The sequence below is a fragment of the Cardiobacterium sp. Marseille-Q4385 genome, assembly GCF_916618745.1.
In the GTDB taxonomy this organism is placed as follows: domain Bacteria; phylum Pseudomonadota; class Gammaproteobacteria; order Cardiobacteriales; family Cardiobacteriaceae; genus Cardiobacterium.
This window is the reverse complement of record NZ_OU745373.1, coordinates 2,443,867-2,467,495: the sequence shown is the minus strand read 5'-3', so window position 1 is coordinate 2,467,495 and position 23,629 is coordinate 2,443,867. Positions and strand designations below refer to the sequence as shown.

The following is a 23,629-nucleotide window of genomic DNA, read 5'->3' as shown; positions in this document are numbered from 1 at the left end:
AGAAGATATAATCAAGATTAATTTTTAAAAGATAATACCAATTTTCATCAGAAAAATGAATAGAATTTTTACTGTTAAAGGATATAAGGAAATCATGGGTATGTAGTGTAGGTAGGTAACTTTTTGCCTACACAGATTGTGATGAATGCTGATATCCGCGAGCGGAATCAATGCTCGGTCCGCCAAGTGTTCAACTGCCCCATCTTCCTCTTTCATCTCTTCCCTGTGTCTATCTCCCACTTGGCTCCCCTCCTCTTATGGCTCTCTTGACGGCTGTAGTTTAAGTTGTATGATACAACCTTAATAGTTGTACAGCGCACCACAACTATTAAGATCCTCCGGATCAACATCATCCCTTCAGCACAACTTAGAGGAACACCCCATGCTTGGCATCCGCTACATCAAAGTCCAACCGACCACCTACCTGCTGCAATACCGTCGTGGCAAACTCGTCCGCGAGGGCGCCGGGCTAGCCTTTTATTACTACGCACCGTTTTCCACTCTCGCCGCCGTACCGATTGCCAGTCGGGACACTGGCTTCATGCTCGAACTCGTTACTGCCGATTTCCAAACTGTCAGCGTGCAGGGCGAGATTTCCTTTCGCATTGATGCACCGCAGCGTGCCGCTGCCCTGCTTGATTACTCGCTGAACGCGCAGGGTGCTTACAACAGTCAAGATCCGCGCCGCCTGCCGGAGCGTGTCGTCGTGCAGGCCAAAGTCATCATCCAGCAGGCCATCCAACGCCTCAACCTGCGCGATGCCCTGCGTGCACCGTCTGACATCGCCCACACCGTGCATACCAAGTTAGGTGAACAGGCAGAAATACAAGCTCTCGGCCTCGCCATTCTAGGCGTATCCATCATCGCCATCCATCCGACCAAAGATATTGCCCGTGCGCTGGAAGCCGAGGCGCGCGAAGCCAACCTGCAAGCGGCGGATGACGCCGTCTATCAGCGCCGCATGGCCGCCGTGCAGAATGAACGCGCTATCCGCCAAAACGAACTCGACACTGAAGTCGCCGTGGAAGAGAAACGCCGCCAGATTGAAGAGACTAAACTTGAGGCGAAGGCCGCGCTCGCCCGTCGTCAGCACGAAGTGGATAAGGCACATATAACGGCGGAAATTATCCTCGAGGAAGAGCGGCGCACTTACTTCGCCGTCCGTTCGGAAAATCTTCGTACCCGCGCCGATGCCGATGCCTACCGCTTGCACGCGTTTATGCGGGCACTGGAAAAGGTCGAGCCAAAAACGATCCAGCTGCTCACCGAGAGCGGCATGAATCCGGATCAGCTTATCGCCCAAGCCTTCGGCGATCTTGCCGCGCGCGCCGAGAAAATCGGCCAGCTCAGCATCAGCCCGGAATTGTTGCAAGGCCTGTTACAGCCGAAACCGGAGAAAAAGCGCAATTGAGTCGCTAGGTCAACAGCCCCCCGATCGCCAGATAAGGGATTGGGGGAAACCATTTGACTCGTCCCGCCTGACAAGTCATCAACCCGCATCCATCACCATGAATAATCAGCCCCGCCGCGTCGTCCTCATTACCCGTCGCACCCGTCTCGCCGAACTCATCACCCGCCATAACACCTATGCCCAGGCACAGTTCTATCTCGAACACCTGGGTGCCGACTTCGCCGACTACCTGCGCGAAGACCGTGCCTACACCATAGCACTGCATAGCGTGACCGCCACCCTGCAACAATGGGGGCGCTATCAGCACATTGACCGCAGCCTGCTTCCGAACTACGCCTTCGCCGCCGATGACATCGTTATCGCCCTTGGTCAGGACGGACTCGTCGCCAACACCCTCAAATATCTCAGCGGTCAGCCGCTTATCGGCATCAACCCTGAACCGGCGCGTTACGATGGCATCCTGCTACCTTTCGAAGCCGCCGCACTGCCGGACGTACTCGCGCAAACCGCCGCAGACAAACGCCCGCACAAAACCATCACCCTCGCCGAAGCCCGCCTCAGCGACGGGCAGAGCCTGCGCGCAGTGAACGATCTCTACATCGGCGTGCGCAGCCACACCTCGGCACGTTACGAAATCAGCTACGGCGGGCAGTGCGAACAACAAAGCTCATCCGGCCTCATCATCAGCACCGGTCTCGGCTCGACTGCCTGGCTGAAAAGCATCATCACTGGTGCGCAAGCTATCGCGGCGGCAAACGGCGGTAAATCTTCTTCTCCCTACCAGCCACTGCCCTGGGACAGCAAAAAACTACGCTTTGCCGTGCGCGAGCCCTTCCCCAGTCGCCATAGCAGTGCCAGCATCGTCTATGGTCACATCCAGCGCGACCGCCCGCTGCGCCTACGTTCACTGATGGCGGAAGACGGTATTATCTTCTCAGACGGCATCGAAAGTGACTACCTGCGTTTCGAGGCCGGTATCGAAGCCAGCATCACCCTCGCATCAACGCACGGCATGCTGGTGCAGTGAAGACACAAAAGCAGCGTGCCGATACCCCTCCCGGCTGAGAGGTAAGAAGGCAGCACCGGTAATACGGCGCAGGTTTCCCATAAAAATTGCCGTACGATTTTTATGGGTATCCAGTTAGACACACTAACTACTTTCTAGGATTGGTATGAGTGGGCGAATCGAGTTTCTCTTTCATGATCAACCTTTGCCGAATATCGTAAAGGCAAAGATTATATTTAATTAGAATTTATATAGTTATATTACTTCTCTATCTCTGCTAACCAAGATAAGGACAAAACCCAATAACTACGGAATAAAATTAAGTAAAAATATCAGCAATATCAGTCGATTAAAATTTCAGAGTGCGAAATTCCAGCACTCCCCAAAATCCTATCAATTCATGGCTGATCATAGCTATTTATTGTAATTTTCCGATGTTACTTGATTCAGCAACAGACTTTTATGTTGAATAGACAAAAAAGTGTAACAAGGCGCGTCGCCGCAGACAGTACAGGTAGTACGGTGGGTTCCTATAAAAATCGTGTATAGCTAAAATTCTTATTTTTTCATACAGGAGAATGATTATGGCCTACTCTCCCGACTTTCGTAAAAAAGTCCTGGAAACATTAAGTCGTGGATTATCGGTTCGAACTACTGCTGCACTATTTGGGATCCATTTCACGACCATTCAAAATTGGAAGAAACATCCTGAAAAAGCCAAAACACCACAAAAACGACCACCGAAAAAGATCCGCACAGAAGAACTCCTGGCTGATATTGAGATGTATCCAACAGATTACCTAAGCGAACGTGCCAAACGATTCAAATGCACACCCGCTGCTATCAGAAAGGCTATGCTACGCAATAAATTTAGTAAAAAAAGACGATACTGAAACACCCCAAGGCTTGTCCGATTAAACGGAATTGGTTCCAACGTTTTCAGACCTGCTTCCGTAAGCGCAATCTACCTTTGGTATATATTGACGAGAGTGGCTTCCGCAAAGACTGGATCAGGCGATATGGTTATTCACTTAGAGGACAGCGTTGTTACGCTGAGCATGATTGGCATGGTAAAAATCAAGTTAATGCTATAGGTGCGGTATATGAGAACAAGCTATTTGCTGTTGGCTTGTTCGAGCATAGCATTAATACTGATATTTTTAAGGCGTGGGTGGAGCAAACCTTGTTACCTGAACTGCCAAAAAACAGTGTAGTTGTGATGGATAATGCAGCTTTTCATAAAAGCAGCGAGATAGCTGATTTATTAAAGAAGAATGGGCATAGGATATTATGGCTTCCACCTTATAGTCCTGACTTAAACCCAATCGAGCATAAATGGGCATGGATTAAATCTATTCGCAATAAACTTCGATTAAATAATATTGACCTATTATTTAATATCTGTATGAATAATTAAGCATATTAGCCATAGCGATTTTTATAGGGCCCGGCCAGGCGACGCACACCATTACGATTTTTTAGAACGTGTTCATAGTCTTCGTAGCAGGACTCCCAAGAAAGCCAAAGCTACCATTTGCAGACTGGTACTCAACTTACGCTCGCAGTTTTTCCAAAGCCGCCTATTCTTTTCCAACCAGGAAAAACTGCGCTCTACTACCCATCGCTTCGGCAATACTGCAAAACGGTGCAATTCGTTTCGTTTGGCAATCTCTACCTCCGCACCCATCAACTCCTGTACCGACGAAGCAAATGCTTTACCTGTGTAACCACCGTCAGCAAGGATTTTTTGTATCGCACCAAGATTATCCAGCTCGCGTTTTAATGCCAAAAGACAACCTTTTCTATCCGTAACATCCGCCGTCGTCACCGCAAGGGCATGCGGCAAACCCTGCGTGTCAACCGCTATATGCCGCTTGATACCGCTAACCTTCTTGCCCGCATCGTAGCCTTTTTCCATGGCGGTATCCGTGTTCTTCACACTCTGCGCATCAATAATCAGGAAAGTGGTTGCTTCATGGCGCCCCTGCTTGCGACGCTCCGCAACTACCTGATTTTTTTAATGCTTCCTCAAGGATGCTGATGCCACTCTCGCGTGGCTCAGTCCATCTCTGGAAGTAGGAATGCACGGTGCGCCATTTGGGGAAATCGCCCGGCAAAGCGCGCCAGGAGCAGCCAGTGCGTTGCAGGTAGAGAATGGCACAAAAGACATCGTACAAGTCCACCTGGCGTGGCGCTGTGCGTTTACGGGCACTTTCCAGCAGGGGGAGGAGAGGCGCAAATTGCTCGCGACTGATATCGCTTGGGTAGGTTTTTCTGTTCATGCCGATAGTTTACAGCAGAGGCTGAGATTATGAACACGTTCTTAGATGTTTAACTATATCCTGCACGAGAGCGGAGAAAACGTAATATCCGGCAAACGGATATAAAAAAGCCGCGATATCTACGCGGCACCTCAACAAGGAGATTATAATTAAAGAAGAATCTGGTGGGCCGTAAAGGGCTCGAACCTTTGACCAATTGATTAAGAGTCAACTGCTCTACCAACTGAGCTAACGGCCCATGTGAAAGCGGTGGTGGGTCGTGAAGGATTCGAACCTTCGACCAATTGGTTAAAAGCCAACTGCTCTACCACTGAGCTAACGACCCGCAATGTATAAAGGAAAAGGGCAAACGGAAGGTTAAATGGTGGGTCGTGAAGGATTCGAACCTTCGACCAATTGGTTAAAAGCCAACTGCTCTACCACTGAGCTAACGACCCGTGTTGTCCGTTTGAGGGCGCGCATTATGCCAAATTATTTTTTCGATGCAAGGCATTTGCGGCAATCTTTTGCTAGGTTTTTGTTTTTGCTGACACGGGGCTATACATCGTTGCGGCGGATGCGGTAGCGGTAGAGGCGCTCACCTTCATGGTCGACGGTATCCAGCCGTTCGCCGCCGTTTTTTTCGATGACTCGTGCCGAAGCGGGATTATCCACCGCGCACACCAGCAGTAATTCACGGAGACCGAGCGAGTCGCTGTATTGCAACGCGTGCGTCAGCATCCGGGTAGCGATACCCTGATTCCAACAAGCAGGATGGACACCGTAGCCGATATGGCCGCCGTAGGCACGCAGGTAATCGTTCAGCGTGTGACGCAGGTTAATCACGCCAACCACGCGAGCGCTGTCGTCGTCCCAGGCAATCCAGTTGCTGTCCACCACTTTGATGATGCCATTTGGCAGCCGTGTTCCCGCCGGGGCGGCGCAGGCGGCAAGCCAGGACGGAATGTCCGGAAAGAGGTCGAAATAGGCACCGTGCACGGGAATATCAGCCGCAGCCAATGCCTGCTGGTAGGCAAGCAAGGCAGCTTCATGGGCAAGGGTCGGGGTAATGATGCGAATGTGCATGGGCTTATTGTCCTAACAGCGGGTGAATGCGGCGGATGTCGCGGCAGAGGTCGGGATACTCGGGAATGTCGTCCGGCGTGAGGTAACCGTGGCGAATGAGGTAGTCGATGACGACCACGGCGGAATTCAGCTTGAATTCTTCCGTTTCGCGTACAAGGCGGGCGACCTCATCCAGCGGCAGGCAGAGGAATTCAGCGACTTCGCCGTCGCTGTTTACGGGGCGGAAATCCGCTGGCAGATGCAGATCGTAGAGGTAGAGCAGATCAGCACGGATGCCGTTTTCGGTTTGCGCGGTGTAGCTGATGGTGCCAACAGGCCGCGCCTGCCGCGCCAGGGCTTCAGGAATAGCCGCCTCTTCGCCGCTTTCTTTGATGAGGTTGGCAAGGATACCGATGCCGTGCGGGATGCCGCCGGCGGCAATCTGGTCGAGTTTGCCCGGTTCGACGGATTTGCTTGCCGCGCGGCGGGCAATCCACATATGCGGCACGCCATCACGTTCGGTGATGCCGTTTGCATGTACGCCGTAACCGCAAACACCCAGCACCGGCGCGGCGGCACGTTCGATCAGGGCGCGGGCGGGATGATGCAGGCTGGCAAGCAGCGGCAGTTTTTCGTCGCGCCAGCCGCTGATGTAGCCACTACGATAGAGCGCAGCGGCGAGATTGGCGAGCAGACGGTTGCGGGCGGCGAAATCGGCGGGGGCGTCCCAGATGTAGCGCGCGCCCTCTTCTCGCAGAACGATACCGTGCGCGCGCAGGCGGGCAAGGTTGTGTTCCCAGATGAGGCCGACGGCGTCGCCGTCCAGAATGAGCGGGCGATATTCGGCGAGGTTGGCGTTGTTGAGTTGTTGAATGCGGATGAGGTAGGTCATGTCAGTTCTCTTGTGGACGGCGGGCATAGCGCTGTGCGAGGACGGCGCAGACCATCAGCTGAATCTGGTGGAAGAGCATCAGTGGCAACACCAGAATGCCGACGGTCGCAGGCGGAAAGAGGATGTTCGCCATCGGGATTCCGTTGGCGAGGCTTTTCTTCGAGCCGCAGAAGACAATGGTGATTTCATCTTCCTTGCTGAAACCGAGGGCGCGGGCGCTGTAAGTGGTGAAGACGAGGACGACGGCGAGCAGCAGGCAGGAAACGACAGCGATGAGAATCAGCGTCGCCACGCTCACTTTACCCCAGATGCCTTCCAGTACCGCCTCACTGAACGCGGTATAGACGACGAGCAGGATGGAAGACTGGTCGGTAATTTTGATCAGGCGGCGGTTCCTGCTGATCCAGTTGGCAAGCCATGGCCGCGCGAGATGACCGAGGACGAAAGGCAGCAGCAGTTGCAGCATGACCGCCTGCACCGAATGGAACAGATCTGTCTGCCCCTGCGCACTGAGGAGCAGGCCGACGAGGATGGGCGAGAGGAAGACGCCCAGCAGGCTGGATAGTGCGGCGCTGCACACGGCGGCGGCGATGTTGCCGCGCGCCACTGAGGTGAAGGCGATAGCGGATTGCACCGTGGCGGGCAGGGCGCAGAGATAGAGGAAACCCTGGTAAATATCAGGCGGGATGAGCGACGGCGTCAGTGGGTACAAGGCAAGGCCGAGCAGCGGAAAGAGGATGAACGTCGTCGCCAGCACCAGACTGTGCAGCCGCCAGTGGCCGACGCCGGCAAGAATGGCCTCGCGCGAGAGCTTGGCGCCGTGCATGAAAAACAGCAGTGCGATGGCAGCGGTGGTGAGGTGCTTGAAGAAGGTCTTGCCGATGCCTTGTGCGGGGACGATGGTCGCTGCGAGCACCATCAGCAGGATCATCATGAGGAAAGGGTCAAGCCGCAGACGGCGAATGGGATTCATGGCAAGCGAAAGAATAAAGGGGGCGGCTATTGTATAGCCGCGCCCCGCCGAAACCCATACGCATCACGGGCGCAGGCGCCGCTCCGCCCAGTACACGAGCAGCAGCACCGGCACGCCGATCAGCGAGGTAATCATGAAAAAGGCGGGATAGCCGACAGCGGTGACAATGCTGCCGGAGTAGCCGCCAAGCGTTTTCGGCAGGAGCGTCATCAGCGAACTGAAAATGGCGTACTGCACGGCGGTAAAGCGGATGCTGGTCAGCGACGACAGAAAGGCGACGAAGACCGAGCTGGCCAGCCCCGCCGCAAGATTGTCGAAACCGACCACGCCGTAGAGCAGCCAGTTATGACTGCGGAAAGCGGTGGCGACACCCGCCTGCACGGCGTGGATCACCCCTTCCAGCGGCGGCAATACGGGCAAACCCTGCACGGTGGCAAGCAGCGATTTGTCGCCGTACCAAGCCAGCAGAATGAAAAGCAGATTGGTGCCGACGGTGAGTAGCGCGCCGAGCATCATCATCCGCATCAGCGCGTAGCGCTGCGCCAGCATCCCGCCGAGGAAACCGCCTACCAGCGTCATCACCACGCCAAAAACCTTCACCGCACTGGCGATTTCCGTCTTGCTGTAGCCCAAGTCCTGATAGAACACGTTGCTGATGGCACCGGAAACAATATCCGTGCTGCGGTAAAGGCCGATGAGCGCCAGGAGCAACACCGCCACGCGCCCGTAGCGGCGGAAAAAGTCGGCGACCGGTTCCAGCCACGTCTGCCACGCCAGCTCACGACTGACCAGCCCCGCACGCACGCACACCGTACCGACCAAAGCCGCTGCCGCCAGTCCGCCGGTAAGACGCAGACTCTCGCGCAGAAAACCGCCAAGGACGCTGCTGGCGGCGGGCAGACCACTGAGCAGGCGGTAAACGGCGATCAGCACGACGACAGCAACGGCAAAGAGCGCAAGCAGGCGCAGATTATCGGCGACGGGACGCAGCGTGTTCACACCGCCGGAGGTCGGCGGTTCACGCAATATCAACGTCGTGGCGAGGCCGATGCCCATCACCGCCGCCATGCAGAAATAGGTCGCCCGCCAGGCGGCGTAATCATAATGCTGCATGGTCGAGCCGAACCAGGTCGCCAGCAACAACGCCCCCGCACCGGAAACAATCATGCCGCAGCGGTAGCCCGCCGTGTAGGTCGCCGCCATCGCCGCCTGCATCGCGCTGTCGCCCGCCGCCGCTTCGATGCGGTAGGCGTCAATCACAATATCCTGCGTCGCTGCTGAAAAACCGAGGAGGACAGCGGCGAGCGCCATCAGCGACAGCGCTTCGCCATCGGCGGGATTGATGAGCGCCATCAGGCAGATGGCAGCGATGACGACGCACTGTGCGGCGGCAAGCCAGGCCCGGCGCCGCCCGAGACGGCGGGTCAAGAGCGGTAGCGGCAAGGTATCGACCAGCGGCGACCAGATGAACTTGCAGGAATAAGCGAGCGCCGCCCAGCTGAAACGGGTCACCGTGCCACGCTCGACGCCCGCTTCATTCAGCCAGATAGAGAGGCTGGAAAAGATGAGAAGAAACGGGAGGCCAGCGGCAAAGCCGAGGAAAAAGAGGCTGATGGCGCGGCGGTCGGTGTAAATGGCGGCAGACTGGAAGAAGCGGGGAGTGGTCATGGGAAGCGGTCGGTCGGAAAAGGTGGCAATCATAGACCTTCCCGCCGCTGGGTTCACCTGCTGAGGGGTCTCGGCGTTACTGTCCCCTACCCCGCGCCCTACCCGCTTCGACAAAAAAGCCGCCCTGCGACGCGGAATGCCGCCAAGCGGCGTGTTTGCTGGATTCTGTCGCTTCACTTTTTTTTTGAGATGTTGCAGGCAACGTCTCTACCTTATTCTTTCTTCGTAGCATGATGGTGCCAGCGAAAATGCCACCAAGCGACGTCAATGCTGAGTCCGCCAAGCGGTGTCATTACTGGACCCGTCAAGCGACGTGATTACTGGGTTTCGCACATGATGGGCTTCAGCCCATCATGATGAAGATGAAGCGGTGCTGTTGCGGCGGGCTGAAGCCCGCCCTACGCCCGCCAAGCGGCACAAACACTGGCCCCGCCAAGCGGGATAAATGCTAAACAGAAAATAAAAAACGGCGGTTGCCCGCCGTTTTTGCTGCATCAAGCGGCCAATCAGTCCACCAGGATGCGCAGTATGCGGCGCAGCGGTTCTGCCGCGCCCCATAACAGCTGGTCGCCAACGGTGAAGGCGCTGATGTATTCCCCGCCCATTGCCAGTTTGCGCAGGCGACCGACCGGTACGCTCAGGGTACCGCTGACTTTGGCCGGGCTGAGTTCCTGCATGCTCGCTTCTTTTTCGTTGGGGACGACTTTCACCCAGTCGTTGTGTTTGGCGAGCAGTTGTTCGATTTCGGCAATCGGCAGGTCTTTTTTCAGTTTCAGGGTCAGCGCCTGGCTGTGGCAACGCATCGCGCCGACGCGGATGCAGAGGCCGTCCACCGGAATGGGGTTGGCGCTGCGGCCCAGGATTTTGTTGCTTTCCACCCCGCCTTTCCATTCTTCTTTGGATTGGCCGTTGCCGAGGTCGGCGTCAATCCACGGGATGAGGCTGCCAGCGAGCGGCACGCCAAAGTTGGCTTTGGGGTAGTCGTCGCTTCGCAGGGCGGCGCTGACTTTGCGGTCGATGTCGAGGATGGCGCTGTGCGCGTCAGCGAGTTCGCCCGCCACTTGTGCGTGTAGGTAGCCCATGCCGGCGAGCAGTTCGCGCATGTTTTTCGCGCCCGCGCCAGAGGCTGCCTGATAGGTCATGCTGGTTGCCCATTCGACGAGGTCGTTTTCAAAGAGGCCGCCGAGCGCCATCAGCATCAGGGAGACGGTGCAGTTGCCGCCGATGAAGTCTTTTTTGCCGTCGCGGATGGCGGCGTCGATGACGTGACGGTTGACCGGGTCAAGGATGATGACGGCGCGATCGTCCATGCGCAGGGCAGAGGCGGCATCAATCCAGTAGCCGTCCCAGCCGCGCGCGCGCAGTTGTGGGTGGATGGCCTTGCTGTAATCGCCGCCCTGGCAGGTGAGGATGATGTCCATCGCCGCGAGCGCGTCGAGGTTGTGCGCGTCTTGCAGGGTTTTGCCACTACCGGCAAAGGCGGGGGCTGCTTCGCCTGCTTGCGAGGTGGAAAAGAGGGTGGTTTCGACGTGAGCGAAGTCGCCTTCTGCCTGCATCCGCTCTACGAGTACGGAGCCGACCATGCCGCGCCAGCCGACGATGCCGAGTTTTTTCATGGGGTGTTCCTCTAAATTTTGAATGGGAGCGGGGTTTTAACACTTTTGCCTACGGGCAGGCAAGCGGGGATTCAGGCGAGCCGCTTGAGGCAGGCGGTGAGCTGTTGCTGCACCAGGGCACGGATAGCACCGAGGTTGTCATCCGGCGCGGGAATGCGGATAAGCGGGATACCCGCCGCCGCCAGGACGATGTCCTTGATTTTGTCGTTGATGCGGGCGATGTCGCGGCTGAGGCCGTGGCCGCTGCCGTCGATTTCGATGACTACCAGCGGGCGCAGTTCGTGGTCGATGACGAGCAGATCCACCCGCTTGCTATTCACCGCCCAATAGGCACGACGGTCTTTGCTTTGCAGGATTTCGCCGAGGCTGACTTGCAGGAGGACTTGTTCGTTGCGGCGGCGCTTTTGCACGATGTCGACAGCGGTCTGGTAGGCGGCTTTTTCGAGACGGTTGGCGAGCGGCTTCGCCTGAAAGGGCGCACCGCGCACCGCTTGCAGGTGCTCGCGGGCGCGTTGCAGGATGGGGTTGTTCTTGTCGCTTTTTTGCCGCTGACGGCGACGCAGGCGAATGATGCCGAGGATGAGCAGCGCCACGATGATAAAAAGGGCGACGCCGATAAGACGGTTATGCGGCATGGTTCAGGGCAGATGCTGCGCTTTGAGGGCGAGGGTGGCGAAGGGGATGATGGTGATGAGGGCAAAGAGGCTGAAGGCGCCGAGCAGGGCGTAATGGCCGCCGATAGCGAGGCCGAGCAGGTTGTCGTGCCCGGCGGTGACGCCGATGATGAGGATGGGAATGTAGAGCGGCACGACGATAAGGAAGCGCAGGAAGGTACCGTGCGTTTGCGCAAGCGTCAGCACGGCGCCGAGCGCGCCGATGAGCAGCAGCGGCAAGCTGCCGAGGGCGAGCAGTGCGGCGGTGGCGGGGATATTTGCGGCGGGGATGTGCAGCATCAGCGCGAGTAGCGGCAGGATAGCAAGGAGCGGCAGGGTGAAACGCAGCCAGGCGGCGGCGAGTTTGGCGGGCAGGAGCAGCCACAGGTCGGGCAGGTGAAGGCGATCCTGACTGAGGGTGCCGTCGGCGTAATCGGCGGCGAAGAGTTGTTCGCCGGCAAGCAGGGCAGCGAGCAGGAGCGCAATCCACAGCGCGGCAGGAGCGATGCGCAGCAGAGTGTCGTTATCCGCACCGCTTGCGAGTGGGAAGAGGATGATGGTGAGGGTGTAGAAAAGGAGCGGTTGCAGGATGGTCTGCGGATTGCGCAGGCTGGTGTGCAGTTCGCGGCGGATAAGGGTGGCTAGCATGAGGCAGGCGGTGATAACGGGGCGCGCAAGGATATACCCAGCGCACGGTATGTGTCATACGCTTTTTGCCGCCGGTTTGTTATCGCGCCATTTCGCGGCATAATGTCGCCGCGACTTTGTCGCTCAATCCATAAACATCAAGGAGTTAACGGATGAAATTGCAAACCCTCGGCCTGAGTATCACCACCGCCCTCTTGCTGGCTGCTTGCGGCGGCAGCAGCAGCGACAACAACACCCCGGCTGACCCGCAAAAGCCCTCCAACCCACAAAAGCCCTCCAACCCACAAAAGCCCTCTACTCCGCAAAAGCCTACCACCCCACCACCGGGCGACAATAACGTCAGCGGCGCGTATAAAGGTAACGTCTTCGTGGTGCCGGTCGGCTCCATGCCGGGCAGCCTCGCCGATGCCAAAGCGACCGGCAGCAACAATCTCGCTGTCCTGAACGCCAATGGCAAACAGATTGCCCTGCAACTGCCCGGTATCTTTTCCGGCGGCATGACCAGTATGAAAGGCGCCACCATCAACGGCCAAAGCTACAAGCTCTTCATCGCCAGTGGCAGCCGCTATGCCAACAGTAAATTCGGCTATATCAACAACGGCAACGAAGACTACATCTTCAGCCAAGGTGCCTATACCACCAATATGCCGACCAGCGGCACGGTTACCTACCAAGGGGATGCCGCCGTCGGTCGCTCCGCTGTCGCCAATACCGCTGTTTCCAATTTCACGGCTGATTTTGGTAAAAAAACCCTCACCGGCAGCATCACGCAGGCAGCGAGGAGCGATGTGCAGTTCCAACCGGTTAACATCAACGCCACCATCAACGGCAACGCTTTCAGCACGGCGGATAACGCCACTGTCAGAAGCACTGGGCACTTCTACGGCGATAACGCCCGCGAAGTCGGCGGTGTCTTCCATGACAGCAGCCAATCGCTGGTGGGTAGCTTCGGCGCCATCCGCAGCAATTAATACCACCCCCCAGAAAATAATCTGAGAGTGTTGGCGCGTCTCGCCGTACTAGTTGTACCGCCTTCGCCGCGCCGCCTTCTCACCTTATTTCCGGGATTGGCATACGCGCTCACCGCGTAACGGCAAAAAGGGCTGCATTGCAGCCCTTTTTCATTGGCAGGACGCTGCACCACCGCCCTACCCTGCCCCCGCGTTTTGCTATGATGACGCGGCTTTTTTGAGGAGATATTTATGTTCAAGCCGCAACTGGTCTTTTTTGATATTGACGACACCCTGTTCCGCAAGTGGGAAAACTTCCTGCCCGAATCGGTGCTACCCGCCTTTCAGGCGCTGCATGAAGCAGGCGTGATGGTGGCGATCGCCACCGGCCGCAGCCCCTGTGCCATCCCTACCAAGGTGCAGGCGGTGATAGAGGCGGTCGGCCTTGACGTGCTGGTGTCCATCAATGGTCAGTTCAACCGTTTTCGCGGTGAGACCATCGCCTCGCATCCCATCGATCCCGCCGATATTGCCGAGGTCATCCGCATCTGCCGCGCCCATGATTGGGACTACGGCTTTATCTCGGAAGAAAAAATGGCGCTCTCCTCCGACCGCCAGCGCGTGCACGATTCGCTCTACGGCACAGTGCCGTATGAGACCGACCCGGATTATTGGCAGCGCCACCCCATCTATCAGATGAACGTCTTTATCACCGCCGAGGAAGAAGCTGCATTCGCCGCTGGCGGCATCTTGCAGCGCGGTTATCAGATGATTCGCTGGCATCCGCTCGCCGTTGATTTATTGCATGCAGACGGCAGCAAGGCGCGCGGCATCCGCGAAGTCTGTGCAGTGCTTGATATACCGCTGGCGCAGGTGATGGCCTTCGGCGATGAACTGAACGACCTGGAAATGTTCAAAACCGTCGGCTTCGGCGTGGCGATGGGCGACGGACGCGAAGAATTGAAGGCGCTGGCTAAATACGTGACCACCCCGCTGGAAGAACACGGCGTCTTTAACGCGCTGGTGCAGCTCGGCGTGATTGACCGCAAGCCCTGGGGGGCCGCATGACACCCAAAATTATCTTCTTTGACATCGATGAGACGCTCTACCGCAAGGCGACGAATTACCTGCCGGAATCCACCGCCCGCGCCATCCGTGCCCTGAAAGCACGCGGCATCATCCCGGCAATCGCCACAGGCCGCACGCTCGCTGCGCTGCCGGACAAGGTGCGCACCCTGGCAGACGCCGAAGGTATCGAGCTTTTCGTCACCATCAATGGCCAGTACAACGCCTTTCGCGGCGAACCCATCGCCTGCAACCCGATGAGCCTTGCCGAAATCGAGCGCTTCACTGCGCTTTTCCGCCGCCACGGCTGGGATTACACCTTCGTCGGCGCAGAAAAAATGGCGTCATCCAGCAGCAATCCGCGCGTCAATGAAGCACTGGCGGGTATCGGCCCGTATATCGTTGACCCCGATTACTACCGGCACCAACCGGTGTACCAATTCCTGCTCTACATTGACCCCGCCGAAGAAACGACGCTGAATGACAGCGGCGAGCTGGGCCGCGAATATCACGCCATGCGCTGGCATCCGTTTTCTGTGGACCTCCTGCACGCCGAAGGCAGCAAGGCGCGCGGCATCCGCAGCGTCTGCGCTGCGCTGGGCGTGCCGCTTGCCGAGACGATGGCCTTCGGCGACGGCCTGAACGACGTGGAAATGTTCAAAACCGTCGGTTTTGGTGTGGCAATGGGCGACGCTGTGCCGGAACTGCGCGCCGTTGCCCAAATGCAAACCGGCACCGTCGAAGAAGACGGCATCTACAACGCCCTGAAAAAACTGGAAATCATCCCATGAAAAACATCCTCGCCCTCATCCTTGCCGCCAGCCTGCTCACCGCCTGCGGTGACGACAAACCCGCTGTCCGCCTCGAAGCAGAGGCGACCATCCCCGCCGACGCACACGACTACTTCAACCACATGGGCCTGCACGACACACGCGGCAGCAAGGGCCAGGTGCGCCTGAGCGAAAGCGGCGAAACCGTGTGGTTCGACAGCGCCCGCACCCTGCTCACCTATCTGCGCCTGCCGGAAACCGCCAACCAGCCGCTCACCGCCTACATCAGCACCTTCGAGCCGCCCGCGCACTGGCTGCCGGTGGAAGATGCCTGGTTCGTGCAGACCCCGCAATCCGCCGAACTCATCGGCAAAGAAGACTACTTCCCCTTCCCCAGCGAAGAAGCGGCGCAGGCCTTTGCCAACGTCCATCAGGGCAAAGTGCTGCGCGGCAAAGATATCAGTGCGACGGATTTGGGGCTGTGAAGCGCTCATAAAGCAAAGCGAATTTGTGCGCTGGCTGCATGCACAAGGCGTCCGCATAGAGCCGGGCGGTAAACATTTAAAGCTGTACTACAACGGCAAACGCAGCCACATGCCCAATCACCCCAATCAGGAACTGGCCAACGGCACCATGCGGGAAATCAAAAAACAGCTTGGTTTATAAACCCGCACCCACCAACAAAAACGGAGAAACCATGCAATACGCCGTTCATATCGAACAAGAAGGCTCACACTACATCGCCACCTTCATGGATAGCGCCCTGACAGGCGTTACCCAGGGAGAAACCCTGGCAGAAGCGCTGGACATGGCGGAAGACATGCTGCTCTGCAACATCGAAGATTTTTTCGACATGGATGAAGCCGTGCCGGATGCCGTCGCACGGGGCGATCATTACGTCCGCCTGTCGCTACTCGTGCGCATGAAAGTGCTGCTGCACAATGAAATGCTCAAGCAGCACATCAGCAAAGCCCAACTCGCCCGCTTGCTGGATACCACGCCACAGGAAATCCGGCGTATTCTGCGGGTGCGGCACAACACCCAACCGGCGATGCTGGAACAGGCGCTAGCGGCTCTCAATACCCATGTCGATCTGGCGGTAACAGCTTGAATCATCGTGCTTTACCCTGCTTATGCAGGATCCGGTAGCGACAAATCCCATAACTACGCCGCGTTCGGTAAGCGGCGGTTTTTTATCGCGTACAAAGAAGCGCAACACAGGAAACACTGCTGTTGCCACCCCCCAAAATGCCGTCTTTCCCCCTTTGCCGTCGCAAGCCCTTACTGCCCCGTCTATTGTTGCTAAAAATCAACCGAGCACCCCCATTCATTCACTACAATCGCGCCGTTTTCGCTTATCAAGGAAATTCTCATGACCCGTCTGCTGTGGTTATTTGCCACCCTGTTCCCGCTCTTCGTTCACGCCGCCGAGCCACTACCCGCTGAAGAAGTCTTCAAGCCCACCATTCATCAGCTGGATGACGGCGACGGCTACCTCACCAAAATCACCATCGACTTCCCCGCAGGTTATTACCTCTATGCCGATAAAACCACCCTGGAAGGCGCAGCGGGCATGGAAGAACGCACACCCGCAGAAGCCAAGGACGATCCCTATCTGGGGCAGGTGATGGTCTGGCACACCCCGCCGACCATTACCCTGCGCCATCACGACGCCGCGCACACCTTCACCCTGACCACGCAAGGCTGTCAGGAAAACGTCCTCTGCTATCCGCCGACGACCTGGACGCTGCACGCCGAGCCCGCCGCTACGGCCAAGCCGCAGCTTTTCAAGGCGGGCAAACAGGAAGTGTTGCCGGAAGACGAGGCCTTTGCCGTGAGCGCGACGGAAACAGGCAGCGAACTTGCCCTGCATTACCGTATGCCGGACGGCTACTACCTCTACCGCCACAGTCTGCGCGCCGAAGTTGACGGCAAGTCGCTTGACTTGCCGCTGCCGGCGGGCGAAACGCATCAGGACGAATTTCTCGGCGAACAGCAGATTTACCGGGGCGAACTCAACCTCAGCCTGCCGCGTCCGGCGACGGGCGGCAAGCTGACCCTGCATCTGCAAGGCTGCGCCGAAGGCCGCATCTGCTACCCGCCGATGACGCGAGACTTCCCGCTCACTGCCGCACTGCCCGCCGCAGCAGCGGAAAAAACCCCGGCGCAGGCGGCCGCCATCGCTCAGGCTGACGCCCCGGAAAGCACCATTGACCGCCTCATCCACCGCCTGAACGACAACTTCTTCATCGCCCTGCCCTTCGTCCTCCTCCTCGGCATCGGCGTCAGCTTCACCGCCTGCATCTACCCGCTGGTGCCCATCGTCACCAGCCTCGTCGTCGGGCAAAACACCAGCAGTGGCCGCGCCTACCGCCTCATCGGTGTTTACGTGCTGGCCATGGGCGCGGCGATGGGGCTGCTCGGCGCCGTCTTCGGCATCTTCCAGATCAACCTGCAAGTCATCCTGCAAAAACCGTGGATAACCGTGCTGGTCGCGCTGCTCTTCGTTGCCCTGTCGCTGTCGCTTTTTGACGTGTACACCCTACAAACCCCGCGCTGGCTGCAAAAACCCGTCGATAAACTCAACCGCCAGCAACAAAGCGGCTCTTACGGCGGCGCGGCGGTGATGGGCGCGCTCTCCATCCTCGTCGTCAGCCCCTGCGCCACGCCGGTCCTGACCGCCCTCCTCCTCTTCACCACCCAGACCAGCCCGCTCAAAGGCGCAACTGCCCTCTTCACCTTCGGCCTCGGCACCGGCCTGCCGCTCCTACTCTTTGCCGGCGCCTTCCGCCGCTTCATGCCGAAGGCAGGCGCGTGGATGGATAACGTCAAAAAAATCTTTGCCTTCGCCCTGCTTGCCATCGGGGTGTGGCTGATTGCCCGCATCCTGCCGCTGGCCTGGGCACTCACCGCCTGGGCGCTGTACGCCATGTTCGCCGCTGCCTACCTTTACGGCGACAGCAAAACCCGCCGCTTCCTCGCCGGCAGTGCCTTCATCGCCGCCCTCGCCCTCGGCATACAGAGCGCCAACCTGCACCTCGGCGCCCCCACCGCCCACGCTGCACCGCAAACACACAGCGCCTTCCGCCACGTAGATAGCGTCGCTGCGCTGGAAGCCGCCATTGCTGCCAGCGACAAACCCGTACTGCTCGACTTCTACGCCGACTGGTGCGTCGCCTGCAAAAAATGGGAAGCCCATATCTGGAACAACCCCGACTTCGCCGCGCGACTTGCGCCCTACACCCTGCTGAAAATCGACGTCACCGACTTCACCGCCGAGCACAAGGCGATGTTCAACCAGCTCAACCTCGTCGGCCCGCCCGCTGTGCTTTATTACCCGCCGCACGGCACGCTGAATGCGCCAAAAGAAACCCTCATCGGCGAAATGGCGCCGGAAGCCTTTACCGCCAAACTGCAAAGCTGGGGCAACTGAGCGGGAAAAGAAAAACGGGCGGAAGCGCCCGTTTGCTTACACACAAGGAACCGTAACATGAACGACAACACCATCACCTATCTCGAATTCACCGCCGCTGACCGCGAACAACTGCACACCGCGCAACGATTCTACGGCGCCGTCTTCGGTTGGCAGTACCAAAGCTGGGGCGACGACTACCTTGATACCGGCGACAGCGGCGTCGGCAGCGGCCTTTGCGTCAACGAGACCGTCACGCCGCCGCTGGCGGTGATTTACTGCGCGCAGTTGGAAGCCGCCTACAACGCCGTCATTGCGGCAGGCGGCGATATCGTCCAGGAAATCTTCAGCTTCCCCGGCGGTCGCCGTTTCCATTTCCGCGATCCGGCGGGCAACATCCTCGCGGTGTGGTCGGATAAGGCAGCTCAATCCGCTGTGGCCTGAGAAAGAGCGAGATTCCATGCCTCGCCTATATAGTTGAAGCGCAACGTCGTTACGATTTATTAGATATTTAACCCTATCTTCTGAATCAGGCGAGCGAATGTGGTAATAGCCGCAGGATTCTGCGCAAGATACAGCGCGGGTTCAATCAGCTCGATTTCATTGATGAGATAGTCGCCGTCCGCCGTGATGAGACCGTCCACCCGCGCATAAGCGGGATGTTCGGGCAAGGCAGCAAGCGCCGCTTGCGCCCGCGCACGCCAGGCAGCTTCGGGTTCAATCGGCAAAATATCGACGCCGTAGGCGGAATTGGCGCGCCATTCCCCCGCTGCGGGGCGACGGTGCGCGGCATGAGAATAGTGTCCGTCAAGATACACCAGGCAGACCTCGCCAAAAGGCGCATCAACAAAGGGCTGAACCAGCATACCCTGCGGATAATCAGCGAGATGCGGCAAGCCGGCGGCAAGGCGGCGCACGCCACGGCCACTTTGCCCAATGAGCGGTTTGATAACTGGATTGTCCCAGCCGCTTGCCGCAATACGCGCCGCCCAGTCGTCGCCAGGCACAAGCGCCATTCCCGGCGTTACCGCTAATCCCTGCGCGGCGAGATCACACAAATAGCGTTTATCCATATTCCATATTTGCAGCGCCGGCGAATTGATGAAGCGTGTCCCGGCCTGCACCTGCTCACGCAGCCAGCGGCGATACGCCGCCGGATCCGTGCTGTAATCCCACACCGCGAGCGGCAGGATGATGGCGGGGCCGGGAGGAATCTCCGGCCAAGGGATGAGCGCGGCATCAAGAGCGGCAGCCAAAGCACGCAGATCCGCATTGCCCTGCGGCCAGGCGGGACAAGTGGCGATGATCGTCTGCATGATATTCCCCGAAAAAAGGCACAAAAAATGCGGCTTTTCGCCGCATAAGAAAAAATGGCGCGCCCGGAAGGATTCGAACCTCCGACCGCCTGGTTCGTAGCCAGGTACTCTATCCAACTGAGCTACGGGCGCGCAAACGCAAAGGAGAAAGAAAGATGGCGCGCCCGGAAGGATTCGAACCTCCGACCGCCTGGTTCGTAGCCAGGTACTCTATCCAACTGAGCTACGGGCGCGTCTTTGCGAGGTCGCGCATTATCCATAGGAGCAGCATGGGCGTCAAGTATTTTTCGGGCTTTTTGCCTCCGTTTTCTCCGCTTCAACTGCCAGAGACAGTGTGCTTCTTGCGGCGGCGCTCGTATCGTTCGTTGATAACGTTTTTTCCTGCAATCAGTAGCCCGTAGCAGAGGAAGGCGCCGGGTGGCAGGGCGGCGAGGATGAGGTGATGCTCGCTGTCATAGAGGCGGATGGTCCAATCGGTACCAGCGCCGAAGATACGGTCCGCGCCGGCGAGCAGGGTGCCGGTTGCGAGGATTTCCCGCAGGCCGCCGAGGAGGATGAGGACAAAGGCGAAGCCCGTGCCCATCGCTGCACCGTCGATAGCGGCGGGCAAAACGCGGTTTTTCGCGGCATAGGCTTCGGCGCGGGCGATGATGACGCAGTTGGTGACGATGAGCGCGAGGTAGATGCCGAGCGACTGGTAAAGCGGGTAGGCCAGCGCCTGGATGAGGATTTCGACCACGGTCACTGCGCCCGCGATGAGCAGGACGAAAACGGGGATACGGATTTCCGGACGCAGCCAGCGGCGGGTAGCGGCGACAAGGGTGTTGGAGAGGGTAAGGACGAAGATGGTGGCAAGGCCGAGGCCGATGGCGTTCACGGTGTCAGTCGAGGTGGCGAGCAGCGGGCATAGGCCGAGGATTTGTACCAGGGCGGGATTGTTATGCCACAGGCCGTTGGCGAGGGTTTTGCGGGTTTCGGGGGTCATAGGCGTTGACCTTTGCTGAGGCGGTAGGTGAGGTCGATGAGGAAGGCCGCAACGGCTAGGGCGGCGCAGGCATAGGCGAGCAGGGGCAGCTGTTCTTTAGGGATTATACAAACGTTCAGATACAGGCATCTGGCAGCAACGACGATGGCAGCAGCGGTACACAGGGCATTGAGCCAGAAGAGGCAGCGGATGACGGGCGGGATGGAAATGAAGGTGTTGCTGTCTGCGGCAAGCGGCGGCAGTGGGCGTTGCTGGATGATGGCATCAATAGCGGCGGCGATTTCCCGGATCGTGTTTTCACCACCGCGCAGATAATCAGGGATAAGGGTGCAGCGGTTGCTGAGGCGATCGGTGATGTGCAGGGAGTAGTGGGTGATGCCGCGATAGGTTTTTGTTTCTATGTTGCTGCGGGCGATATCTGCCCAGGACAGGCTGAAAGGTGTACTGACGATGCCTTGTCCGCTGGTGATGAAGATGTGCAGGCCGTTGTCGTCCATGCCGAGTCCTTTGCTGATACCGCCGTGGTAGTAGTGTTCGCGATAGTTGTTGGCAAGGATATACAGGGAGATTAACGTCAAGCTGGCGCTAACGGCTATGATTAAGACAAGCAACCTAGTGCCATAGGGAGATTCTAAGGCCATGATCCTTGGCCAGGAAGTGGACGGCGAGAGGATGGCAGGCCAAAGGATAGTCAACGCCAGCAACAGTGGCCCAAAATGGATGAGAGCACGGTCGAAAGGGTTGTGTGGCTCGTACCAGGTATGGTTGATCTGGGGCGGTAGGAACGGACGGGCGGGCGGTGGGTTGCCGTTTAGGTAGGCGCTAGCGGCGGCAGCGATGTCGTAATAATCGGCGTCAGTGAGGTGGCGTTTGTGATATTCCACTGTGCCGCCACCCCGCAGGCTGATGAGGAGGTAGTCGCCGTCGTAAAGGACGCTATCAAGGTCGCGCCACTGCCATTGCCATTCGATACGGCGCTGCTCGTCGTGTATGGTCAGCCCTTGCGGTTCGCAGACAACGGCAGGAGTGCGCGGGTCATTGTTCATGCGGAAGATACGGTAATCGCGGTAGAGCTGGTAGAGGCCGAACGCCAACCATAGCGGAATGGCGATAGTCAGCGCGAAGCTCGCCACATAGGCGATGGGCAGGAAGCCAAGGAGGGTGCTGCTCAACCAGTTTCGGGTATGCCGCCAATTGCCGCTTTCTTCGTTGAGTGTGCTACCACCCCAACCACGGGTGCGCGGGTCGTCAAGGTCGGGGATGAAGTCGGTCATGGTATTTCTTTTCTCTCGCTTGGCAGCGGACTAGCGATAGCCCCATCCCGCACAGCGTGCAGGACAGTATTGACCTGGTTGGTGACGGCGCGCGGGGTGATGGTCGCGCCGGTGAAGCTGTCGATGTCGCCGCCATCTTTTTTCACCGCCAGGCGGCTGTTATCCAGGCTTTTCCCGGCGAAGGTGTGTATCCACGGGCTGATGCGGGTGTCGATTTTGTCGCCGAGGCCAGGGGTTTCTTTGTGTTCGAGGACGCGTACGCCGAGCAGGGTGCGCTGGTCGGGGGCAATGCCGATGAGCAGGGTGATGTTGCCGTTGTAGCCTTTGTCGGTATGGCTGCGATAGTAGGTGCTGCCGTCTTTGGCGGTGTAGCGTTCGCCTGGGCTGCCGGCGATGGTGACGGCTTCGCGGCTGGCACGGAAGGCGTCGTCGGCATCCAGGGTGGGCGAGATGGCGCGGAAGGTGCTCAGGAAGGCGGCGGTTTGTTGTGCTTCGATGCGGTTTTTGGCGGCCAGCCAGGTGATGCTGACGGCGCTGATGGTGATGGCGGCGTAGGTGAGGAGGCGTAGGGCGGCGTTGTGCGGGGCTTTCATCGGTAGCGGGGCTGGGTGAGGGGGTCGATGAGGGGGACGAGGGCGTTGCCAATGAGGATGGCGAAGGCGACGCCGTCGGGGAAGTTGCCGAGGTTACGGATGGCGATGGCAAGCGCGCCGACGAGGATGCCGTAGAGCCAGCGCCCCAGTGGGGTGGTAGCGGCAGTCACGGGGTCGGTGGCGATGAAGCAGGCGCCGAAGATGATGGCGCCGCTGCCAAGTTGGGCGTAGGGATTGAGGGTGGTGGCGCCGCCCAGCCAGAAGGCGAGTGCGCAGAGGGTCGCGCCGATGAGGGTTGAGGCGAGCAGGCGGTAGTCGGCGGCGCGGGTGGTGGTGAGCCAGATACCGCCCGCAAGCCAGGTGGCGGCGAGGAGTTGTTGTTGCCAGGGCGGGTAAAGGGCGTGCAGTGATTCGCCGGCGATGCGCAGGGTGCGGCTGTGGTCAAGCAGGGTGGCGGCGCTGGTGGCATCCACGCTGCCGAGGACGACTGGTGCGGCGGGCATGCCGCCCATCAATGCCGGAAAGCTGATGAGGAGGATGGCGAAACCGACCATGGCGGGGTTGAAGGGGTTTTGTCCAAGGCCGCCGTAGAGGTGTTTGCCGAGGAGGACGGCGAAGGCGGTGCCAAGCACCACCAGCCACCACGGCGCAAGGACGGGCAGCGACAGGGCGAGCAGCAGCGCGGTGATGAGGACGCTGCCGTCGCGCAGTGGCGCAAGCGGTTTTTTGCGCATGAGCAGTACGGCGGTCTCGCAGGCGTAGGCGGCCGCAACGGCGACGGCGAGTTGCCCCAGCCAGCGGCTGCCCTGCCACCAGATGAGGACGAGGACGCCGGGGATGAGCGCGGCGGCGACTTGCAGCATGACGCGGCGCAGCGGCGGCGCGGTGTGCAAGTAGGGCGAGGTGGATGGGGTCATGGTGTGTCGTCGTCGGGTTTACGGATGGGCACGGCGGTATCGCGCAGGTGCTGTTTGAGTTTGGCGCGGGCGATACGGCGTTCTTCGGTCTTGGCGCGGGCAGCGGCGAGGCGCGTAGCGCGGGGGTCGGGGTTGTGGTCTGTCATGGTGTTTG

The 23,629-nt window shown here is 58.6% G+C and carries 26 protein-coding genes and 5 tRNA genes; 12 read left to right on the top strand and 19 right to left on the bottom strand.

The annotated features are described in order from the left end of the window. Window positions 1-382: 382 nt before the first annotated feature. The 4 genes from LG374_RS11805 to LG374_RS11790 all read left to right on the top strand — a co-directional run bounded on the left by LG374_RS11805 (window position 383) and on the right by LG374_RS11790 (window position 3,834). Window positions 383-1,411: an SPFH domain-containing protein gene (locus LG374_RS11805; protein ID WP_225757880.1), complete on the top strand. Its 1,029-nt coding sequence runs from the start codon at window positions 383-385 to the stop codon at window positions 1,409-1,411. Between the two features lie 97 nt (window positions 1,412-1,508). Next, a complete protein-coding gene (locus tag LG374_RS11800) occupies window positions 1,509-2,438 on the top strand; it encodes a hypothetical protein (protein ID WP_225757879.1) in 930 nt (309 codons plus the stop codon). A 563-nt stretch (window positions 2,439-3,001) separates the two neighbouring features. Further along, entirely contained in the window at window positions 3,002-3,310 is a 309-nt protein-coding gene (locus tag LG374_RS11795; protein WP_225756274.1) for an IS630 transposase-related protein, read from the top strand. Further along, the gene (locus tag LG374_RS11790) at window positions 3,304-3,834 is read left to right on the top strand and encodes an IS630 family transposase (protein WP_370639349.1); all 531 of its coding nucleotides are present in this window, start codon (window positions 3,304-3,306) and stop codon (window positions 3,832-3,834) included. Before LG374_RS11795 ends, LG374_RS11790 begins: the two co-directional genes overlap by 7 nt. A 72-nt stretch (window positions 3,835-3,906) precedes the next feature. Here the strand turns inward: LG374_RS11790 and LG374_RS11785 are convergent. The 11 genes from LG374_RS11785 to LG374_RS11735 form a co-directional block, all read right to left on the bottom strand. Beyond that, window positions 3,907-4,699, bottom strand: a protein-coding gene (locus LG374_RS11785; RefSeq protein ID WP_225756219.1) for an IS5 family transposase whose coding sequence is annotated in 2 segments (ribosomal slippage) — window positions 3,907-4,434 and window positions 4,436-4,699 — 792 coding nt in all. Because the reading frame shifts where the segments join, the coding sequence is not laid out codon by codon here. A gap of 162 nt (window positions 4,700-4,861) precedes the next feature. After that, window positions 4,862-4,937 (bottom strand) — tRNA-Lys (locus tag LG374_RS11780). 12 nt (window positions 4,938-4,949) lie between these two features. After that, window positions 4,950-5,024, bottom strand: a tRNA-Lys gene (locus LG374_RS11775). 37 nt (window positions 5,025-5,061) lie between these two features. Continuing rightward, window positions 5,062-5,136, bottom strand: a tRNA-Lys gene (locus tag LG374_RS11770). Between the two features lie 100 nt (window positions 5,137-5,236). Beyond that, window positions 5,237-5,764: a GNAT family N-acetyltransferase gene (locus LG374_RS11765; RefSeq protein ID WP_225757878.1), complete on the bottom strand. Its 528-nt coding sequence runs from the start codon at window positions 5,762-5,764 to the stop codon at window positions 5,237-5,239. 4 nt (window positions 5,765-5,768) lie between these two features. Next, window positions 5,769-6,635, bottom strand: coding sequence for an NUDIX hydrolase family protein (locus tag LG374_RS11760; RefSeq protein ID WP_225757877.1), 867 nt, complete (start codon window positions 6,633-6,635; stop codon window positions 5,769-5,771). 1 nt (window position 6,636) lies between these two features. Next, window positions 6,637-7,608 (bottom strand): bile acid:sodium symporter family protein, encoded by a 972-nt coding sequence (locus LG374_RS11755; protein WP_225757876.1) that lies wholly within the window; start codon window positions 7,606-7,608, stop codon window positions 6,637-6,639. A 63-nt stretch (window positions 7,609-7,671) separates the two neighbouring features. After that, window positions 7,672-9,276 (bottom strand): MFS transporter, encoded by a 1,605-nt coding sequence (locus tag LG374_RS11750; protein WP_225757875.1) that lies wholly within the window; start codon window positions 9,274-9,276, stop codon window positions 7,672-7,674. Between the two features lie 506 nt (window positions 9,277-9,782). Continuing rightward, on the bottom strand, window positions 9,783-10,892 hold the full coding sequence (gene asd, locus LG374_RS11745; protein WP_225757874.1) for an aspartate-semialdehyde dehydrogenase: 1,110 nt from the start codon (window positions 10,890-10,892) through the stop codon (window positions 9,783-9,785). 71 nt (window positions 10,893-10,963) lie between these two features. Further along, the gene (locus LG374_RS11740; protein ID WP_225757873.1) at window positions 10,964-11,527 is read right to left on the bottom strand and encodes a DUF2726 domain-containing protein; all 564 of its coding nucleotides are present in this window, start codon (window positions 11,525-11,527) and stop codon (window positions 10,964-10,966) included. A 3-nt stretch (window positions 11,528-11,530) separates the two neighbouring features. Beyond that, entirely contained in the window at window positions 11,531-12,193 is a 663-nt protein-coding gene (locus LG374_RS11735; protein WP_225757872.1) for a heme exporter protein CcmB, read from the bottom strand. 152 nt (window positions 12,194-12,345) lie between these two features. Here LG374_RS11735 and LG374_RS11730 point away from each other — a divergent pair, with 152 nt between their 5' ends. The 8 genes from LG374_RS11730 to LG374_RS11695 all read left to right on the top strand — a co-directional run bounded on the left by LG374_RS11730 (window position 12,346) and on the right by LG374_RS11695 (window position 18,834). Then, window positions 12,346-13,164, top strand: a complete 819-nt coding sequence (locus LG374_RS11730) for a Slam-dependent surface lipoprotein (RefSeq protein WP_225757871.1) — start codon at window positions 12,346-12,348, stop codon at window positions 13,162-13,164. A gap of 231 nt (window positions 13,165-13,395) precedes the next feature. Then, a complete protein-coding gene (locus LG374_RS11725) occupies window positions 13,396-14,211 on the top strand; it encodes a Cof-type HAD-IIB family hydrolase (RefSeq protein WP_225757870.1) in 816 nt (271 codons plus the stop codon). After that, window positions 14,208-14,999 carry a Cof-type HAD-IIB family hydrolase gene (locus LG374_RS11720; protein WP_225757869.1) on the top strand — a complete coding sequence of 264 codons (792 nt, stop codon included), beginning with the start codon at window positions 14,208-14,210 and terminating at the stop codon, window positions 14,997-14,999. Before LG374_RS11725 ends, LG374_RS11720 begins: the two co-directional genes overlap by 4 nt. Continuing rightward, a complete protein-coding gene (locus tag LG374_RS11715; RefSeq protein ID WP_225757868.1) occupies window positions 14,996-15,463 on the top strand; it encodes a nitrous oxide reductase accessory protein NosL in 468 nt (155 codons plus the stop codon). Before LG374_RS11720 ends, LG374_RS11715 begins: the two co-directional genes overlap by 4 nt. 25 nt (window positions 15,464-15,488) lie before the next feature. Beyond that, entirely contained in the window at window positions 15,489-15,644 is a 156-nt protein-coding gene (locus tag LG374_RS11710) for a type II toxin-antitoxin system HicA family toxin (protein WP_255594554.1), read from the top strand. Window positions 15,645-15,675: 31 nt separating this feature from the next. Next, window positions 15,676-16,089 carry a type II toxin-antitoxin system HicB family antitoxin gene (locus LG374_RS11705; RefSeq protein ID WP_225757866.1) on the top strand — a complete coding sequence of 138 codons (414 nt, stop codon included), beginning with the start codon at window positions 15,676-15,678 and terminating at the stop codon, window positions 16,087-16,089. Between the two features lie 261 nt (window positions 16,090-16,350). Next, complete coding sequence (gene dsbD, locus LG374_RS11700; RefSeq protein ID WP_225757865.1) at window positions 16,351-18,411, top strand: protein-disulfide reductase DsbD; 2,061 nt, start codon at window positions 16,351-16,353, stop codon at window positions 18,409-18,411. Window positions 18,412-18,468: 57 nt separating this feature from the next. Then, complete coding sequence (locus LG374_RS11695) at window positions 18,469-18,834, top strand: VOC family protein (RefSeq protein ID WP_225757864.1); 366 nt, start codon at window positions 18,469-18,471, stop codon at window positions 18,832-18,834. 59 nt (window positions 18,835-18,893) lie between these two features. Here LG374_RS11695 and LG374_RS11690 read toward each other — a convergent pair whose 3' ends face one another. The 8 genes from LG374_RS11690 to LG374_RS11655 form a co-directional block, all read right to left on the bottom strand. Continuing rightward, the gene (locus LG374_RS11690) at window positions 18,894-19,706 is read right to left on the bottom strand and encodes a RimK family alpha-L-glutamate ligase (protein WP_225757863.1); all 813 of its coding nucleotides are present in this window, start codon (window positions 19,704-19,706) and stop codon (window positions 18,894-18,896) included. Between the two features lie 55 nt (window positions 19,707-19,761). Then, window positions 19,762-19,838, bottom strand: a tRNA-Arg gene (locus tag LG374_RS11685). Window positions 19,839-19,862: 24 nt separating this feature from the next. Next, window positions 19,863-19,939 (bottom strand) — tRNA-Arg (locus tag LG374_RS11680). Window positions 19,940-20,022: 83 nt separating this feature from the next. Then, window positions 20,023-20,691: an electron transport complex subunit E gene (locus LG374_RS11675; protein WP_225757862.1), complete on the bottom strand. Its 669-nt coding sequence runs from the start codon at window positions 20,689-20,691 to the stop codon at window positions 20,023-20,025. Further along, a complete protein-coding gene (locus LG374_RS11670; protein WP_225757861.1) occupies window positions 20,688-21,965 on the bottom strand; it encodes a hypothetical protein in 1,278 nt (425 codons plus the stop codon). Before LG374_RS11670 ends, LG374_RS11675 begins: the two co-directional genes overlap by 4 nt. Next, a complete protein-coding gene (locus LG374_RS11665) occupies window positions 21,962-22,558 on the bottom strand; it encodes an RnfABCDGE type electron transport complex subunit G (RefSeq protein WP_225757860.1) in 597 nt (198 codons plus the stop codon). The genes LG374_RS11670 and LG374_RS11665 overlap by 4 nt, the downstream gene beginning before the upstream one ends. Continuing rightward, window positions 22,555-23,475 carry an RnfABCDGE type electron transport complex subunit D gene (locus LG374_RS11660; RefSeq protein ID WP_225757859.1) on the bottom strand — a complete coding sequence of 307 codons (921 nt, stop codon included), beginning with the start codon at window positions 23,473-23,475 and terminating at the stop codon, window positions 22,555-22,557. The genes LG374_RS11665 and LG374_RS11660 overlap by 4 nt, the downstream gene beginning before the upstream one ends. Then, complete coding sequence (locus LG374_RS11655; protein ID WP_225757858.1) at window positions 23,472-23,621, bottom strand: hypothetical protein; 150 nt, start codon at window positions 23,619-23,621, stop codon at window positions 23,472-23,474. Before LG374_RS11655 ends, LG374_RS11660 begins: the two co-directional genes overlap by 4 nt. Between the last annotated feature and the right edge of the window lie 8 nt (window positions 23,622-23,629).

What these genes read in the sequence shown, in the direction of transcription:
- LG374_RS11805 (WP_225757880.1), top strand. Translation starts at nt 383, where the DNA reads ATGCTTGGCATCCGCTACATCAAAGTCCAACCGACCACCTACCTGCTG.
- LG374_RS11800 (WP_225757879.1), top strand. Translation starts at nt 1,509, where the DNA reads ATGAATAATCAGCCCCGCCGCGTCGTCCTCATTACCCGTCGCACCCGT.
- LG374_RS11795 (WP_225756274.1), top strand. Translation starts at nt 3,002, where the DNA reads ATGGCCTACTCTCCCGACTTTCGTAAAAAAGTCCTGGAAACATTAAGT.
- LG374_RS11765 (WP_225757878.1), bottom strand. Translation starts at nt 5,764, where the DNA reads ATGCACATTCGCATCATTACCCCGACCCTTGCCCATGAAGCTGCCTTG.
- LG374_RS11760 (WP_225757877.1), bottom strand. Translation starts at nt 6,635, where the DNA reads ATGACCTACCTCATCCGCATTCAACAACTCAACAACGCCAACCTCGCC.
- LG374_RS11755 (WP_225757876.1), bottom strand. Translation starts at nt 7,608, where the DNA reads ATGAATCCCATTCGCCGTCTGCGGCTTGACCCTTTCCTCATGATGATC.
- LG374_RS11750 (WP_225757875.1), bottom strand. Translation starts at nt 9,276, where the DNA reads ATGACCACTCCCCGCTTCTTCCAGTCTGCCGCCATTTACACCGACCGC.
- asd (WP_225757874.1), bottom strand. Translation starts at nt 10,892, where the DNA reads ATGAAAAAACTCGGCATCGTCGGCTGGCGCGGCATGGTCGGCTCCGTA.
- LG374_RS11740 (WP_225757873.1), bottom strand. Translation starts at nt 11,527, where the DNA reads ATGCCGCATAACCGTCTTATCGGCGTCGCCCTTTTTATCATCGTGGCG.
- LG374_RS11735 (WP_225757872.1), bottom strand. Translation starts at nt 12,193, where the DNA reads ATGCTAGCCACCCTTATCCGCCGCGAACTGCACACCAGCCTGCGCAAT.
- LG374_RS11730 (WP_225757871.1), top strand. Translation starts at nt 12,346, where the DNA reads ATGAAATTGCAAACCCTCGGCCTGAGTATCACCACCGCCCTCTTGCTG.
- LG374_RS11725 (WP_225757870.1), top strand. Translation starts at nt 13,396, where the DNA reads ATGTTCAAGCCGCAACTGGTCTTTTTTGATATTGACGACACCCTGTTC.
- LG374_RS11720 (WP_225757869.1), top strand. Translation starts at nt 14,208, where the DNA reads ATGACACCCAAAATTATCTTCTTTGACATCGATGAGACGCTCTACCGC.
- LG374_RS11715 (WP_225757868.1), top strand. Translation starts at nt 14,996, where the DNA reads ATGAAAAACATCCTCGCCCTCATCCTTGCCGCCAGCCTGCTCACCGCC.
- LG374_RS11705 (WP_225757866.1), top strand. Translation starts at nt 15,676, where the DNA reads ATGCAATACGCCGTTCATATCGAACAAGAAGGCTCACACTACATCGCC.
- dsbD (WP_225757865.1), top strand. Translation starts at nt 16,351, where the DNA reads ATGACCCGTCTGCTGTGGTTATTTGCCACCCTGTTCCCGCTCTTCGTT.
- LG374_RS11695 (WP_225757864.1), top strand. Translation starts at nt 18,469, where the DNA reads ATGAACGACAACACCATCACCTATCTCGAATTCACCGCCGCTGACCGC.
- LG374_RS11690 (WP_225757863.1), bottom strand. Translation starts at nt 19,706, where the DNA reads ATGCAGACGATCATCGCCACTTGTCCCGCCTGGCCGCAGGGCAATGCG.
- LG374_RS11675 (WP_225757862.1), bottom strand. Translation starts at nt 20,691, where the DNA reads ATGACCCCCGAAACCCGCAAAACCCTCGCCAACGGCCTGTGGCATAAC.
- LG374_RS11670 (WP_225757861.1), bottom strand. Translation starts at nt 21,965, where the DNA reads ATGACCGACTTCATCCCCGACCTTGACGACCCGCGCACCCGTGGTTGG.
- LG374_RS11665 (WP_225757860.1), bottom strand. Translation starts at nt 22,558, where the DNA reads ATGAAAGCCCCGCACAACGCCGCCCTACGCCTCCTCACCTACGCCGCC.
- LG374_RS11660 (WP_225757859.1), bottom strand. Translation starts at nt 23,475, where the DNA reads ATGACCCCATCCACCTCGCCCTACTTGCACACCGCGCCGCCGCTGCGC.
- LG374_RS11655 (WP_225757858.1), bottom strand. Translation starts at nt 23,621, where the DNA reads ATGACAGACCACAACCCCGACCCCCGCGCTACGCGCCTCGCCGCTGCC.